General features: G+C 71.6%; 14 protein-coding genes. 10 read left to right on the top strand and 4 right to left on the bottom strand.

All coding sequences use genetic code 11. The features are described from left to right. Positions 1–1,201, bottom strand: a 1,201-nt coding sequence (locus tag L2I40_RS08610) for a bifunctional aminoglycoside phosphotransferase/ATP-binding protein (protein WP_237214494.1), incomplete at its 3' end; no start/stop codon positions are given. Continuing rightward, a complete protein-coding gene (gene pdxH, locus L2I40_RS08605) occupies positions 1,198–1,740 on the bottom strand; it encodes a pyridoxamine 5'-phosphate oxidase (RefSeq protein ID WP_237214496.1) in 543 nt (180 codons plus the stop codon). The genes pdxH and L2I40_RS08610, both read right to left, overlap by 4 nt. A 165-nt stretch (positions 1,741–1,905) precedes the next feature. On the opposite strand from pdxH, the gene fabI reads away from it, so the two are divergent. Next, a complete protein-coding gene (gene fabI, locus L2I40_RS08600; protein WP_237214493.1) occupies positions 1,906–2,751 on the top strand; it encodes an enoyl-ACP reductase FabI in 846 nt (281 codons plus the stop codon). 22 nt (positions 2,752–2,773) lie between these two features. On the opposite strand, the gene L2I40_RS08595 is transcribed toward fabI, so the two are convergent. Continuing rightward, positions 2,774–3,070, bottom strand: coding sequence for a hypothetical protein (locus L2I40_RS08595; protein WP_237214492.1), 297 nt, complete (start codon positions 3,068–3,070; stop codon positions 2,774–2,776). A gap of 90 nt (positions 3,071–3,160) precedes the next feature. On the opposite strand from L2I40_RS08595, the gene aroC reads away from it, so the two are divergent. The 3 genes from aroC to L2I40_RS08580 all read left to right on the top strand — a co-directional run bounded on the left by aroC (position 3,161) and on the right by L2I40_RS08580 (position 4,957). Then, positions 3,161–4,264 (top strand): chorismate synthase, encoded by a 1,104-nt coding sequence (gene aroC, locus L2I40_RS08590; RefSeq protein WP_237214491.1) that lies wholly within the window; start codon positions 3,161–3,163, stop codon positions 4,262–4,264. A 220-nt stretch (positions 4,265–4,484) separates the two neighbouring features. Continuing rightward, positions 4,485–4,691 carry a cold-shock protein gene (locus L2I40_RS08585; protein ID WP_237214490.1) on the top strand — a complete coding sequence of 69 codons (207 nt, stop codon included), beginning with the start codon at positions 4,485–4,487 and terminating at the stop codon, positions 4,689–4,691. A 56-nt stretch (positions 4,692–4,747) separates the two neighbouring features. Further along, positions 4,748–4,957: a hypothetical protein gene (locus tag L2I40_RS08580; protein WP_237214489.1), complete on the top strand. Its 210-nt coding sequence runs from the start codon at positions 4,748–4,750 to the stop codon at positions 4,955–4,957. A 7-nt stretch (positions 4,958–4,964) separates the two neighbouring features. Here the strand turns inward: L2I40_RS08580 and L2I40_RS08575 are convergent, their stop codons facing one another. After that, the gene (locus tag L2I40_RS08575) at positions 4,965–7,202 is read right to left on the bottom strand and encodes a mechanosensitive ion channel family protein (RefSeq protein ID WP_237214488.1); all 2,238 of its coding nucleotides are present in this window, start codon (positions 7,200–7,202) and stop codon (positions 4,965–4,967) included. A 209-nt stretch (positions 7,203–7,411) separates the two neighbouring features. Between L2I40_RS08575 and L2I40_RS08570 the strand changes: the two genes are divergently transcribed. From L2I40_RS08570 to L2I40_RS08535, 6 genes are all read left to right on the top strand, one after another. Continuing rightward, complete coding sequence (locus L2I40_RS08570; RefSeq protein WP_237214487.1) at positions 7,412–10,282, top strand: molybdopterin oxidoreductase family protein; 2,871 nt, start codon at positions 7,412–7,414, stop codon at positions 10,280–10,282. Continuing rightward, entirely contained in the window at positions 10,279–11,016 is a 738-nt protein-coding gene (locus L2I40_RS24465) for a 4Fe-4S dicluster domain-containing protein (protein WP_272910949.1), read from the top strand. Before L2I40_RS08570 ends, L2I40_RS24465 begins: the two co-directional genes overlap by 4 nt. Beyond that, positions 10,989–11,579, top strand: coding sequence for an SDR family oxidoreductase (locus tag L2I40_RS08550; RefSeq protein WP_237214495.1), 591 nt, complete (start codon positions 10,989–10,991; stop codon positions 11,577–11,579). The genes L2I40_RS24465 and L2I40_RS08550 overlap by 28 nt, the downstream gene beginning before the upstream one ends. A 25-nt stretch (positions 11,580–11,604) precedes the next feature. Further along, positions 11,605–12,543 (top strand): dimethyl sulfoxide reductase anchor subunit family protein, encoded by a 939-nt coding sequence (locus L2I40_RS08545; RefSeq protein WP_237214486.1) that lies wholly within the window; start codon positions 11,605–11,607, stop codon positions 12,541–12,543. A gap of 128 nt (positions 12,544–12,671) precedes the next feature. After that, positions 12,672–13,874, top strand: coding sequence for a hypothetical protein (locus L2I40_RS08540; RefSeq protein WP_237214485.1), 1,203 nt, complete (start codon positions 12,672–12,674; stop codon positions 13,872–13,874). A gap of 112 nt (positions 13,875–13,986) precedes the next feature. Next, the coding region (locus L2I40_RS08535; protein ID WP_237214484.1) for a hypothetical protein at positions 13,987–14,172 on the top strand (186 nt) is incomplete at its 3' end.

Genomic DNA, 14,172 nt, shown 5'->3' with positions numbered 1-14,172 from the left:
CCAGCAGCACGCTCCGCCCCGCCGCGAGCACGGTGCGCGCCGCGGCGAACATCTCGGCATGCACGGCGGCGCTGACCGCCGGCGCATAGGCCTCGGGCGGCAGGCGCTGCTCCGGCGCGACGCCGGCCTGGCGCTTGCGGATCTCGTCGCTGCGCAGATGCAGCGCGCCGGGCGGCGCGCCGAGCCAGGGTGCGACGTCGCGCGCGACGAAGGTCTTGCCGGTGCCCTGCACGCCCCCGACCGCGACCAGGCGCGGCGGGTCCTGCCGCAGATACCGCTCCGCTGCCTCGAGATAGGGCAGCCCGGGGCGCCCGCGCGCGGGCTCGAGCTTGGCGCGCACCAGCGCGCGCTGCGCCAGCCAGAAGGGCAGCGCCGCCAGCAGGCCGTAGTCGCCGTTGCGCGCCAGCACGCGGTTCATCGCGCGGTTCGCCGCTGGCCGCCCGACCCGCACCTCGAGATCCATCAGCAGGAAGGCGAGCTCGTAGCCGACATCGATGCGCGCCAATGCCTCGTCGAACTCCAGCGCGTCGAAGGCGACCGGCCGGCCCTCCCACAGGCAGAGATTGGCCAGGTGCAGGTCGCCATGGCAGCGGCGGACGAAGCCGGCGCGCGCCCGCTCCGCCAGCAGCGGCGCGAGGCGGGCGAGGCGCGCGCGCATCTCCGCCTCCACCGCCCGCACCCGTGCCGCGTCGAGCCCGACCGCCAAGCAACCTTCGACATTGCCGGCCAGCACCCATTCCATCCGTGCGACCGGATCGACGCCCTCGGCGCGTGGCGCGGCCTGCAGCAACGCCACGACCGCATCGGCCAGCCCGTCGAGCAGCGCTGCGTCCAGCCCGCCGCGCGCCGCCACAGCGTCGAGGAAGTCGCCGGCCGGTACCGGCGCCATGCGCAGGACCCACTCGACCGGCGCGCCCGCGCCGCCGAGCCGCAGCGCGCCGTCAGGGCCGCGCGTGACGGGGACGACGTCGCGGTAGATGCCGGGCGCGTTGGGCCGGTTCAGCTCCAGTTCGCGCCGGCAGAAGCGCTCCCGCGCGGCGAGGTCCGACTGGTCCACGAAGGGCAGCGCCACCGCCTTCTTGAGCTTGAAGGCATCCTCCGGGCCGACGAAGACCGCCGAGATATGCGTCTCGATCGGCGCCGCGCCGGTCAGCCGCGCGAGCAGCCCCGCCACCTCCGCCTGGGCGGCGGGGATGGTCACGGGTACAGCATCTCCAGCCCCCACACGTCGCCGCTCCGGTGGAACACGCGGCGCTCATGCAGGCGGAAGGGCATGTCGCGCCAGAACTCGATGCGGCGCGGCACCAGGCGGAAACCCGACCAGAAGGCCGGGCGCGGGATCTCGCCCACCCCGAATTTCAATGTGTACTCGGCGACCGCCTTCTCGAGCGCGAAGCGCCCTTCCAGCGGGCGGGACTGCCGGCTCGCCCAGGCGCCGATGCGGCTGCCGCGCGCGCGCGACGCATAATAGGCGTCCGCCTCCTCCGCGCTCACCGGCTCGACCGGCCCCTCGACGCGCACGCTCCGCTGCAGCGTCTTCCAGTGGAAGCACATCGCCGCCTGCGGGTTGGCCGCGAGCTCCCCGCCCTTGCGGCTTTCGAGGTTGGTGTAGAAGACGAAGCCGCGCGCATCGACGTCCTTCAGCAGCACCATCCGCGCCGAGGGCGCGCCGCCCGGCGTCGCGGTGGCCAGGCACACGGCGTTGGGATCGTTCGGCTCCGTCTTCGCCGCCTCCTCCATCCAGCCCCGGAAGAGGGCGATCGGGTCCTCGGTGGCTGCGCTGCGCGCCGGCTCGCTCAATTCCGCTCTCCCCGGCGCGCCCCGCGCCGCTCCCGGGGTGGCTTGCCCCGGCGGGGGGCATGTGCCATCCCGCCCCCGCCTCCGCAACCAGACGCCGGTCCCTGCATGTCCCACTCCGAGACGCCCGAGACGCCCGCCGCCGTGCCGACCGGCACGCTGATGGCCGGCAAGCGCGGCGTGGTGATGGGCGTCGCCAACGACCGCTCGATCGCCTGGGGCATCGCGCGCGCCGCCGCCGCGCAGGGCGCGGAGCTCTGCTTCACCTACCAGGGCGAGGCGCTGGAGAAGCGCGTGCGCCCGCTGGCCGAGGAGGTGAAGGCGCCGCTGGTCCTCCCCTGCGACGTCACCGACGACGCCAGCGTGGACGCGGTGTTCGAGCGGGTGAAGGCGGAGTGGGGCGGCCTCGACTTCCTGGTCCATGCGATCGGCTTCGCCGACAAGCAGTATCTGCGCGGGCGCTACATGGACACGCCGCGCGGCGCCTTCCTGCAGGCAATGGACATCTCGGTCTATTCCTTCGTCTCGGTGGCGCAGCGCGCGGTGCCGCTGATGAAGCCGGGCGGGTCGCTGCTGACGATGTCCTATCTCGGCGCCGAGCGCGTGACGCCGCACTACAACGTCATGGGCGTCGCCAAGGCCGCGCTGGAGGCGTCCGTGCGCTACATGGCCGCCGACCTCGGCGGGGCGGGCATCCGCGTGAACGCGATCAGCGCCGGCCCGATCAAGACGCTGGCCGCCAGCGGCATCGGCGACTTCCGCTACATCCTGAAGTGGAACCAGTACAACGCCCCGCTCGAGCGCAACGTGACGATCGAGGATGTGGGCGGCGCCGGGCTCTACCTGCTGTCGGATCTCTCCTCCGGCGTCACCGGCGAGGTCCACCACGTCGATTGCGGCTACCACATCGTCGGGATGAAGAACCCGGACGCGCCGGACATCGCCACGGTCTGACGCGGGGGCGCGCCCCCGCGCGTCAGAACATGTGGCGGCGGATATGCAGGACGGCGGGGATGATGGTCAGCATCACCCCGAACACGACCCACCAGAAGGCGAAGTAGTAGAGGAACTCGAACTGCAGGAACTCGCGATGGGCCGCGTAGACGTTCACCAGCGCGCCCAGCCCGCCGAGCGCGCCGGACGCGACGAACAGCGCGAGCACCGTCGTCTCCTTGAAGAAGCCGCGGATCACCGCGAAGATCATGAGCAGCACCCAGACCACGCCGGCGACCACCAGCACGCCGAAGGTGCGCAGCGCCTCTTCCATGTCCATGTGGCACCTCCCGGCTGGCGCCTTGAATCCATCGTGATTTCCGATACGCGTCGCGTCGTAACGCATCAAGCCCAAAGGCCCTGACGGGACATGTCCCACAACAGCTTCGGTCATCTCTTCCGCGTGACCACCTGGGGCGAGAGCCACGGCGCGGCGATCGGTTGCGTGGTGGATGGCTGCCCGCCGCGCATCGCGCTTACCGAAGCCGACATCCAGCCCTTCCTCGATCGCCGCCGCCCCGGCCAGTCTAAATTCGTCACCCAGCGCCAGGAGCCCGACCAGGTCCGCATCCTGTCTGGCATTTTCGAAGGCGTCACCACCGGCACGCCGATCTCGCTCCTGATCGAGAACCAGGACCAGCGCAGCAAGGACTACGGCGAGATCAAGGACCGCTTCCGCCCCGGCCATGCCGACTTGACCTACGAGTTGAAATACGGCGTGCGCGACTATCGCGGCGGTGGTCGCTCCAGCGCGCGGGAGACCGCGATGCGCGTGGCCGCCGGCGCCATTGCACGCAAGGTGCTCGACGGCGTCACGATCCGCGCCGCCCTCGTCGCCATGGGCGGCGACTGGGTCGACGTCGCGAACTGGGACTGGGCGCAGGTGGATGAGAACCCGTTCTTCTGTCCCGATGCGAAGGCGGCCGCGCGCTGGGAAGCGACCCTGACCGCCGCGCGCAAGGCGGGATCGAGCCTCGGCGCGGTGGTGGAGGTGGTGGCGGAGGGCGTGCCGCCCGGCCTCGGCGCGCCGATCTACGGCAAGCTCGACGCCGACCTGGCCGCGGCGCTGATGTCCATCAATGCCGTGAAGGGCGTCGAGATCGGCGCCGGCTTCGCCGCGGCGGGGCTGAGCGGGGAGGAGAATGCCGACGAGATGCGGATGGGACCGCATGGGGACGTGCTGTTCGGCTCCAACCATGCCGGCGGCATCCTCGGCGGGATCAGCACCGGCCAGCCGGTGGTGGCGCGCTTCGCGGTGAAGCCGACCAGCTCCATCCTGACGCCGCGCCGGTCGGTGGACCGCTTCGGCGAGGAGGTGGAGGTGCTGACCAAGGGCCGCCACGACCCCTGCGTCGGCATCCGCGCCGTGCCGGTGGGCGAGGCGATGATGGCGCTCGTGCTCGCCGACCACCTGCTGCGCCACCGGGCGCAGAACCCCGACGCGCCGACCCGCGCCAGGCTGCCGCGGAACTGAGCCGCCAGGCAGCGCAGCGGCCTCCACACGGAAGCGTCACCAGGAAAGGGTGGCGCCCGGGGCGCCAAAGGCGCATGGTGGTTTGGTCAACCCCGTCTGGTTCGGCCGTCTCATGGCTCCGACAAGGAGCGCCGAGCCCGGTTATCGTCCCCTTCGGATGGCTGATCCGTCGCGCCAATGTCGGCGTGCCGGTCCTCGTGCCTATCGGAACACACTCATCATGGCCATCGGCACCGTCAAGTGGTTCAACGCCACCAAGGGCTACGGCTTCGTCCAGCCCGACGACGGCTCCAAGGACGTCTTCGTCCACATCTCCGAAGTGCAGCGCGCCGGCATGGACGGCCTGCAGGAAGGCGACAAGCTCAGCTACGAGGTCCAGCAGGGCCAGCAGGGCAAGAGCTCGGCGACGCGGCTCCAGCGCGCCTGAGAGCGCGGGCGCGGCCGCAACGCGGCCGCGCCACCCCATTCAAGAGGAGGCCATTCATGGCCCCGCATAAATTCACCATCGGCCAGGACGTGGAGTTCGTTCCCGGCGCCTGGGACACCAACACGCCCCGCGGCCTCTATACCATCACCCGTGCTCTGCCGGGCGACGATCTCGACCGTACCTACCGGGCACGCAGCGCCAAGGACGGCGTGGAGCGCGTTCTGCGCGAGCAGCAATTGCGCCCGGGCGGCCTGAGCGCGGGGTAACGCGCCGTTAATCGGCAGCCATGACGTAGCGCGGGCGCGCCTCCTCGCAGGCCGGCAGCTTCAGCCGATGCGCCAGCGCCAATACCTCGCGCATGATCTGGTGCTTCGCCGCCCTCTCCGCCGGAAGGCCGGACACCGCTAGATAGGCCGTGAACTCGACATCGACGCCCTCGGTGCCGAGGGCGGTCGCGCCGACTAGCGTCCTCTCCTTCGCGATGTCGTCCCGCGCGTCGAGCAGGGCGCGGATGCCCTCGATCAGCGCGTCCACCTGGTCCGGGCGCGCCGTCCAGCCCACGGTCACCTTGCCGGTCACAAGGCGGTGGCGGCGCGTGCCCATGTTGTTGATCGTCGCATCCGCCAGCCTGCCGTTCGGCACCACGACGAGGCTGTCGTCGGCCGTGCGCACCCGCGTGGAGCGGATGCCGACCTTCTCCACGGTTCCGCGCACCTCGCCCGCCACGATCGAGTCGCCGCGCTTGAAGGGCCGGTCGGTCAGCAGGATCCCGGCGCCGAAGACGTTCTGCAGCGTCTCGCGCGAGGCGAAGGCGAAAGCGAGGCCGCCGACGCCGAGGCCCGCGATGATGCCGGCCACCGGGATGGACAGGGTCAGCGCGACATAGACCGCAGCCCCGGCAGCCAGTCCGACCTTCATGGCGCCCGCGACCAGCGACAGCATGATCTCGTCCACCTGCGTGTCGGTACGGGCCGCCAGCGCCATCAGCCGCCGCGCGACGGCATCGACCACCAGCCAGCCGGCCCAGGCCATCGCGACAGCCAGCGTGATGCTGAACAGCGCGAGCAGGCTGCCCTGCACCAGGTCCGGCAGGCCGAGCCAGTTGCTGCCGGCGAGCCACAGCCCGGAGGCCGCGGCCAGCCGGGCCGGCCAGCGGATCGCCCGCGCCTCGCCCCGCGGCACGCCGGCGAGCCACGCAAAGAGGATCGTCGCCGGGCGGCCGACCAGGAAGCCGAGCAGCCACCCCGCCGCGACGAGGCCGAGGATGCCCAGCACCTGCCACGCCTCGATCGGCCCCAACGGCGCGAGCAGGGTGGGCGAGATGCCGCGCACCCAGCGCCGCACCGCGAAGTAGCCGGTGTCTTCGGCGAGGCCGGAGACCGCCTCCGGATCCGGCGGCATCGCTTCGAGCGCGGCATAGAGCGGGCGCAGCGCCGCAACGCTATCCGCGGTCACCGCCCAGCGTGGGGCATCGGCCGTGGAGTCCGGCCGCCGCGCGATGGCGATCCGGCCGAGCGGATGGTCGAAATGCACATACGCACGCGGCGAGGCCGGATCGTCCGGCACCTCCTGCGGCAGCACCGGGCCGATGCGCGAAAGGATGCGGCGCAGATAGCCGACCGCGAGCCGGCCCTCATGCGTCCGCACCGCCTCCGGCACCTCGTCGAGATTGAAGGCGGCCAGGCGCTGCGCCTCGTTCGCGTCACGGTCGAACAGGGTCAGCAGCACGTCGCGCGGGCTGCGGAGCGCCAGATGCGCGTCGTCCGCGCCGGGCGCCGGTCGCGCGGCGCGCATCCGGCGCACCTGGGCGGCGAGGTCGTCGGCCGACGGCATGACGATGAACCAGAGTCCTTCGCGGCGCTGGAAGGTCAGCGCCAGCGTCGCCTCGGTGCCGGCGCGCGCGAGCCGCACCTGCACGACATCGCCCTCCGCCGAGCGGCCCGGGATGGACCAGAGGCGGAAGGTCGCGAGGTCCACCGCCTCGGCCAGCCCCTGCACGCTCGAGAGCCTCTGGCCGGGGCGGAGGCGTGCGCCCTCCTCGCCGAAATCCACCACTGCGGCGGCGCTCCCCCAGGCCTCCTCATCGCCGAGGCGGGCGCGGTTGAAGGCGGTGAGGAAGGTGCGCATCGCACGTCGTGGCGTCGCCTGGTCCACCGGCATACGCGGCGCGGCCTCCCTCACGCGGCCGCCGGTCCACCATTCGCCGGTGTCGAAGCGGCCCATGAAGGTCGCCCCATCCTCCGCCAGCACGAAGAGGAAGCTTCCGAAGCGGTCGCCTTCGATCCAGCGCCCGCGCAGTTCGCGCCCCTGCACCTCTGCTTCGATGCGGCCGTTGTAGAGCGGGTAGGTTCCGGTGACCCGGTTCCCGTCCTGCCGCAAGTCGATCATTGCGCCGCCGCCGCGCCAGCGCGTGTCCCAGGTCCCGGTCCAGGACGCGGCCTGAGCAGCCCCCGCGAACAGGAGCAAGGCGAAGGCCAGAGCGCCGAAGCGAAGGCGGCGGAAGATCTGCATGCCCGGAGCGCTCCGAGGTTGAAGGGCCTCTTTCGAAGCGTGCTTGAAGATGGAACTGACGAGGGTCAAGCGCCGCGCCCGAAACCGGCGCCATCGGTGCGGTCGAGGAACCGCGCCCATGCGGTCCCACCGGAACGGAATCCTTTTCCCGTCAAGGGCTTTTCGGCAGGTCTCGGGGTGCCGATACTCCCGCCCTCGGGGGAGACCGGATGCCAGACACGAACCTGCCGCGCCGCATGACGGGCCATGGCGAGGTGATCGAGACCTCGGCGCCGATCGGCGACGCGATGAAGACCACCACCTGCTACATGTGCGCCTGCCGCTGCGGCATCAAAGTCCATCTGAAGGACGGCCGCGTCCGCTACATCGAGGGCAACCCGGACCATCCAGTGAACCGCGGCGTGCTCTGCGGCAAGGGCAGCGCGGGCATCATGACGCAATACGCGCCGTCCCGCCTGCGCGCGCCCTTGAAGCGCGTCGGGCCGCGCGGGTCGGGCGAGTTCGCCGAGATCTCCTGGGACGAGGCGATGGAGATCGCAACCGGATGGCTGAAGGCGGTGCGCGAGACGGACCCGAAGCGGCTCGCCTTCTTCACCGGCCGCGACCAGTCGCAGTCGCTGACCGGCTTCTGGGCCGCGCAGTTCGGCACGCCGAACTTTGCCGCGCATGGCGGCTTCTGCAGCGTGAACATGGCGGCAGCCGGCCTCTACACGGTCGGCGGCAGCTTCTGGGAATTCGGCGAGCCGGATTGGGAGCACGCGAAGTACTTCGTGATGTTCGGCGTCGCCGAGGACCATGACAGCAACCCGATCAAGATCGGCCTCGGCCAGCTGAAGGCGCGCGGGGCGAAGTTCGTCAGCGTGAACCCGGTCCGCACCGGCTACAGCGCCATCGCCGACGAATGGGTCGGCATCCGTCCGGGCACGGACGGGCTCTTCATCATGGCGTTGATCCACGAGCTGCTGCGCACCGACCGCGTCGATCTCGACTTCCTTGTCCGCTACACCAATGCGCATTGGCTCGTGGTGCGGAATCCCGGCGGCGCCGATGACGGGCTGTTCGCGCGCGACGCCGACGGCAAGCCGCTCGCCTGGGACCGCGCGCGCGGCGCGATGGATGCCGCGACGCCGGAGATGCAGCCGGCCATCGTCGGCGAGCACGTGCTGCCCGACGGCCGCACCGCCGTGCCGGTCTTCCAGCTGATGGCGGAGCGCTATCTCTCGCGCGACTACGCGCCCGACGCGGTCGCCGAGCGCTGCGGCGTCCCGGCCGCGACGATCCGGCGGCTGGCCACCGAGATCGCCGACATAGCCTTCAAACACACCGTCACCATCGAGCAGCCCTGGACCGACACGCTCGGCCGGCGGCACGAGCGGATGGTCGGCCGCCCCGTCTCCTTCCATGCGATGCGCGGCATCAGCGCGCATTCCAACGGCTTTCATACGTGCCGCGCGCTGCACCTGCTGCAGATGATCCTCGGCGCCGTCGATGTGCCGGGGTCGTGGCGCTACAAATCGCCCTTCCCGCGCCCGATCCCGCCGGGGCCCGGTCCGGCCGGCAAGGGTGCGAAGCCCAACACGCCGCTCGCCGGCAACATCCTCGCCTTCCCGCACGGGCCGGACGACCTGCTGGTGCATGACGACGGCAGCCCGATCCGCGTCGACAAGGCCTTCTCCTGGGATGCGCCGCTCGCGTTGCACGGCATGATGCACACCGTCATCGGCAATGCCGGCGCCGGCGATCCCTACGAGATCGACACGCTGTTCATGTTCATGGCGAACATGGCCTGGAACAGCGCCATGAACCCCGGCGAGGTCATCCGCTGCCTGACCGAGACGAAGGAAGACGGCAGCTACCGCATCCCGCATGTCATCTATTCGGACGCCTATTTCTCCGAGACGGTGCCCTATGCCGACCTGATCCTGCCCGACACCACCTACCTCGAACGCTGGGACTGCATCTCCCTGCTCGACCGTCCGATCGGCAACGCGCATGGGCCGGGGGACGCGATCCGGCAGCCGGTGATCCAGCCCGACCGCGACGTGCGCGGCTTCCAGGAGGTGCTGATCGAGCTCGGGGCGCGCCTCGGCCTGCCCGCCTTCGTGAAGGAGGACGGCAGCCCGCGCTTCAAGGACTACCCGGACTACATCGTGAACCACCAGCGCATGCCGGGTGTCGGCCCGCTGGCCGGCTTCCGCGGCGAGGACGGCACGAAGAAGGGCGTCGGCGAGCCGAACAAGGACCAGCTGCAGCGCTACATCGAGAATGGCTGCTTCTGGAAGCACCACCTCCCGCCCGAGCAGCTCTACTTCAAGCACGCCAACCGCGCCTATCTGGACGACGCCAAGGCGATGGGCCTGATCGGCAAGGCCGACCAGATCGTGCTGCAGATCTACAGCGAGCCGCTGCAGAAGTTCCGCCTCGCGGCGCAGGGCCACGGCGCGAAGCAGCCGCCCGACGCGGCAACCCGCGCGCGCATCGCGACCTACTGCGACCCGCTGCCGATCTGGTACGCGCCGCTCGAGCAGCAGGGCCACGACACGGCTCCCTTCCCGCTCTCCGCCGTCACGCAGCGGCCGATGGAGCACTACCATTCCTGGGGCTCGCAGAACGCTTGGCTCAGGCAGATCAAGGGCGCCAACAAGCTCTACATGCACCGCCTGACGGCGCACAAACTCGGCCTCGCACAGGACGACTGGGTCTGGGTGGAATCGCGCAATGGCCGCGTGAAGGGACAGCTGGCGCTGATGGACGGCGTGAACCCCGACACCGTTTGGACCTGGAACGCGATCGGCAAGCGCGCCGGCGCCTGGAACCTCTCGCCCGACAGCCCGGAGGCGACGCGCGGCTTCCTGCTGAACCACGCGATCAGCGAGTGGCTGCCCGCGCAGGTCGCGGATGCCCGCCGCTTCGCGAACGCCGATCCGGTGACCGGCCAGGCTGCCTGGTACGACCTTCGGGTGCGCGTGACGAAATGCGCGGCCGACGAGATCCCGGTGACGGATCCGCACCCCGAGGCGCTGCAGCGACCGCCCGGCCTCGCGGCCGCACCCTCCATCGTGCGGGAGCCCGGCGCATGACCGAGCTACCGCCTCCGAGCGCGAAAAAACTCGGGCTCGTCATCGACCTCGACACCTGCGTCGGCTGCCAGGCTTGCGCGACCAACTGCAAGGAGTGGAACACCGGCGGCCATCTCGGCCCGCTGCCCGACCTGCACGCCTATTCCGCCGGCGCCGAGGGCGTGTGGTTCAACCGCGTACATTCCTACGAAGCCGGCGAGGGCGAGGCGGGGCGCACCGTGCACTTCCCCCGCTCCTGCCTGCATTGCGAGACGCCCGCCTGCGTCACCGTCTGCCCGACGGGCGCGAGCTACAAGCGCGCCGAGGACGGCATCGTGCTGGTGAACACCGACACCTGCATCGGCTGCGGCCTCTGCGCCTGGGCCTGCCCCTATGGCGCGCGCGAGATGGACGAGGACGAGGGGGTGATGAAGAAATGCACCCTCTGCGTCGACCGCATCTACAACGAGACGATCCCGGAGCCGCAGCGGCAGCCCGCCTGCGTCATCACCTGCCCCGTCGGCGCGCGCCACTTCGGCGACCTCGGCGATCCGACGAGCAAGGTCTCGCGACTGGTCGCCGAGCGCGGCGGCTACGACCTGATGCCGGAGATGGGCTACGCCCCGGTCAACAAGTACCTGCCTCCGCGGGAGAAGCCGGCGATGAAGCCGGCCTCGCTCGAGGAAGCGGCGCCGACGCCGCTCGACATCAGGAACCCGCTGCTGCGGTGGCTCGATCGGGCGCTGTCACGGTGAACGGCGTCATGCGGGTCGCGCTGCTGACCCATGTCGGCGCTTACGCCGGCCCGGGCGCGCTTGCTGCGCTGCTCGCGGAGGGCCACAGCGTGGCCTGCCACGATCCGTCCTTCGCCGCTGCGCCCGCGCGCGCCGCCTTCGAAGCCGTCGTCCTCGCGCCGATCCGCCTCACCCAGGCGCTGCTGCCCGCGATGAAGGCGCGCCGCCGCCGCAGCTTCGTCTTCGTCACCTCCGCGCGCGAGACGCGCCCCGAGCCGGGCTGCGCCGTGCCGACCACGCTGCGCGCCGCCACCACGGCCTTCGCTAAGGCCCTTGCCAAGGAAGCGGCGCCCTTCGGCATCCAGGCGAATGTCGTGGCCCCGAACTACCTCTACAGCGAGGCCTATTACCCGCGCGCCCGCTACATCGACGACCCGGAAGGGCGGGCGGAGATCGCCCGCACCGTTCCGATGGGTCGGCTTGGCGAACCCGAGGAGGTCGGCGCGCTGATCGCCTTCCTGGCCTCCGGTCGCTCCGCCTTCACGACCGGACAGGTCATCCACTTCACCGGCGGCTGGCCCTGAGCCCCGCCCTGCCGACGCGACCCCGATGAACCCCGCCCCTTCCATCGTCCTCTTCACCACCGCCTCCGGCGCCGGCTACGGGCTGCTCTTCTGGCTCGGCCTGCTGCGCGCGCTCGGCCTCGTGCCCGCCTCGCCCGCCTTCGGCCTGATGGCGCTGCTCCTCGCGCTGCTGCTGATCACCTTCGGGCTGTTGTCCTCCCTCAAGCATCTCGGCCGCCCGGAACGCGCCTGGCGCGCGCTGTCGCAATGGCGCTCCTCCTGGCTGTCGCGCGAAGGCGTGGCGGCGCTGGCGACCTACGTGCCGGCCGGACTGCTCTTCCTCGCGCTGCTCCTCGGGAACGCCCCGCTCGCGATGCTCACGGGCCTGCTCGCGGCCGCCGGCGCCGTCGCGACGGTCTGGTGCACGGGGATGATCTACGCATCGCTCAGGACGGTGCGGCAATGGCACCACCCAATGGTGCCCTGGGGCTACCTGGTCTTCGCCGGCTTCTGCGGCGCGGCGCTGCTCGCGCCCCTCGCGGCGCTCTGGGGCCAGGCGCGCATCCCGGCGATCATCGCCGCCCTCCTCGGCGCCGGCGCCATCGCGCTGAAGCGCGCCTATTGGGACAGCATCGACGCGCCGAAGCCCGCCGCGGCGCCCACGATCGAATCCGCCACCGGCCTCGGCCGCATCGGCGCGACGCGCCCGCTCGACCCGCCGCACACCGAGCAGACCTGGCTCACGCGCGAGATGAGCTTCCGCGTCGCCCGCGCGCATCGGGTGAAGCTGCGCCGCCTGACGCTCACCGGCTTCGCCCTGGCGACCGTGCTGGCGCTCTTCGCGCTGCCGCTGCCGGGCGCGCTCGCGGCGCTGCTGCTGGTCCCGGCCGCCGCCATCGCCTGCGCCGCGATCCTGGCCGAGCGCTGGCTGATGTTCGCCGAGGCGACGCACACCGTCTCGCTCTACTACAGCGGCGACGCGTGACGGCCGAGGCGCGAGGCCGCGACATGTAACAGACTTTGGCCGAGTGGTGACATTTCCGTAACCGACTTGACGCACGCCCTCCCAGGACGGCAAGGATCGCGCAACAACACGAGAACCGGGCCGTCCGCATGACCTCTGTCGACCATCGGCCGGATCCGGCCGGCATCGCGCGTTTTCGCGCCCTCTGCGGGGATCGCCGCTGGTCGGCGCGCATGGCCGAGATCGCGCGCCGCGCCGACAGCGCGTCGCTCGCCGGCCGGGTCGCCCTGCAGCGCCACGCCCTCGAACTCGCCCTCGCACGCCTCGCCGAGCCCGTCGCCCTCGCCAAGGCAACGCCAGCCGAGCGCCGCGTCATTGCCTTCGCGACCGACGCCGTCCGCCTTGCCGAGACGCTGCCCGCCACGCCGCGCAAGCGCCTCCGCGCGCGCATCGAGGCAGCGCTGACCGGCGACGGGACGCTCGTGCCCCTCTTCCACCTCGTGCATACCGCCGCACGCGCCCGCGCACGGGGCTTCGAGGTCGCCTTCAGCGGCCTCGCGGAGGACACGCCCTGGGACCTGACGCTCACACGCGAGGGCCATGCCGCCGAGGTGGTGTGCGAGACCGTCTCGGCCGAGGAAGGCCGGCAGGTGCATCGCGGCGACTGGTGCGCCCTGGTGGACCGCATCAGTCCCGAGCTCCAGACCTGGCTCGCCGCCCACCCGGGCCGCTACCTGCTCAAGATGACGCTGCCCGGCGGGATGGCGACCGACGCGCAGGTCGCGGAGCTGCACGGCCGCATCTCGACCCTGCTCGCCGAGCAGAAGCGCCAGGATGCCGGCGCGGATGCGGTGCTGAAGCTCGACCCGCTGGTGCTTGCCGGCGCCCAGGCCGCCACGCGCGGCCTGCCCGCGCAGCTCCGCGCCCAGTTCGGCGAGGAAGCGCATCTGGCGGTCACGGCCGCGCCGGATGGCGGCTCGGTCTTCGTCATGGCCGCCCGCGCGGGGCGCGAGAACGCCATCGCCGACGCCGCCTGCCGCCGCATGGCCGAGGCCGCCGAGGCCCGCCTCTCGGGCCGGCATCCGGGCATCCTCGCCATCTTCCTCGACGACCTCGACCGCACCGAATGGCGGTCCCTGCGCGAGCGGATGGAGCTGGAAGGCGCCACGCGCCGCTGGATGACGGAGCCCTCGGCGCGCCGGGTCGTCGCGGTCTCCTGCATCTCGCGCCTCGAACTACTCGGCATCGCGCCACCGGACGGCGCGCCGGAGGGCGAACTCCGGTTTCGCAACCCGAGCCACCCGGCGGCCAAGTCGCAGGCCCTCGCGCCTGCCATCCTGTCGTCGAATTGACCACATCGGCGGCCCGCAACCGCCATCGGGAATTCACGTTCTGCTCCCACCTTTCCCGGAGCAGCCGCCCCGCCAGGACGGCTGCCCGGACCTTCCGAGCAGGACCGACACCATGACCGAACGCGAGATCGAGACGAAGCTGGCCGAACTCGACCGGCTCCTGAACGATCCGGAGACGCGCATGGACCCCGATCGCGTCTGGGCGCTGCTCGCCGAGGTGAGCGCGCCCGCGGCGCCAGGCCGAGCCACCGGCACCGCGCTGCAGGGCCTGGCCGGCGCCGCCCCGGCCGCCGCCGCG

This window comes from Falsiroseomonas oryziterrae (genome assembly GCF_021864505.1).
Classification (GTDB): Bacteria; Pseudomonadota; Alphaproteobacteria; order Acetobacterales; family Acetobacteraceae; genus Falsiroseomonas; species Falsiroseomonas oryziterrae.
Note: the sequence above shows the minus strand (reverse complement) of the source record. Positions and strands in the feature narration are given on the sequence as shown.

Bases quoted from the DNA above. Each gene is read 5' to 3' on its own strand.
- L2I40_RS08540 (WP_237214485.1), top strand. From the start codon at position 12,672: ATGACCTCTGTCGACCATCGGCCGGATCCGGCCGGCATCGCGCGTTTT.
- L2I40_RS08570 (WP_237214487.1), top strand. From the start codon at position 7,412: ATGCCAGACACGAACCTGCCGCGCCGCATGACGGGCCATGGCGAGGTG.
- L2I40_RS24465 (WP_272910949.1), top strand. From the start codon at position 10,279: ATGACCGAGCTACCGCCTCCGAGCGCGAAAAAACTCGGGCTCGTCATC.
- L2I40_RS08585 (WP_237214490.1), top strand. From the start codon at position 4,485: ATGGCCATCGGCACCGTCAAGTGGTTCAACGCCACCAAGGGCTACGGC.
- aroC (WP_237214491.1), top strand. From the start codon at position 3,161: ATGTCCCACAACAGCTTCGGTCATCTCTTCCGCGTGACCACCTGGGGC.
- L2I40_RS08575 (WP_237214488.1), bottom strand. From the start codon at position 7,202: ATGCAGATCTTCCGCCGCCTTCGCTTCGGCGCTCTGGCCTTCGCCTTG.
- L2I40_RS08580 (WP_237214489.1), top strand. From the start codon at position 4,748: ATGGCCCCGCATAAATTCACCATCGGCCAGGACGTGGAGTTCGTTCCC.
- L2I40_RS08595 (WP_237214492.1), bottom strand. From the start codon at position 3,070: ATGGACATGGAAGAGGCGCTGCGCACCTTCGGCGTGCTGGTGGTCGCC.
- L2I40_RS08545 (WP_237214486.1), top strand. From the start codon at position 11,605: ATGAACCCCGCCCCTTCCATCGTCCTCTTCACCACCGCCTCCGGCGCC.
- fabI (WP_237214493.1), top strand. From the start codon at position 1,906: ATGTCCCACTCCGAGACGCCCGAGACGCCCGCCGCCGTGCCGACCGGC.
- pdxH (WP_237214496.1), bottom strand. From the start codon at position 1,740: ATGGAGGAGGCGGCGAAGACGGAGCCGAACGATCCCAACGCCGTGTGC.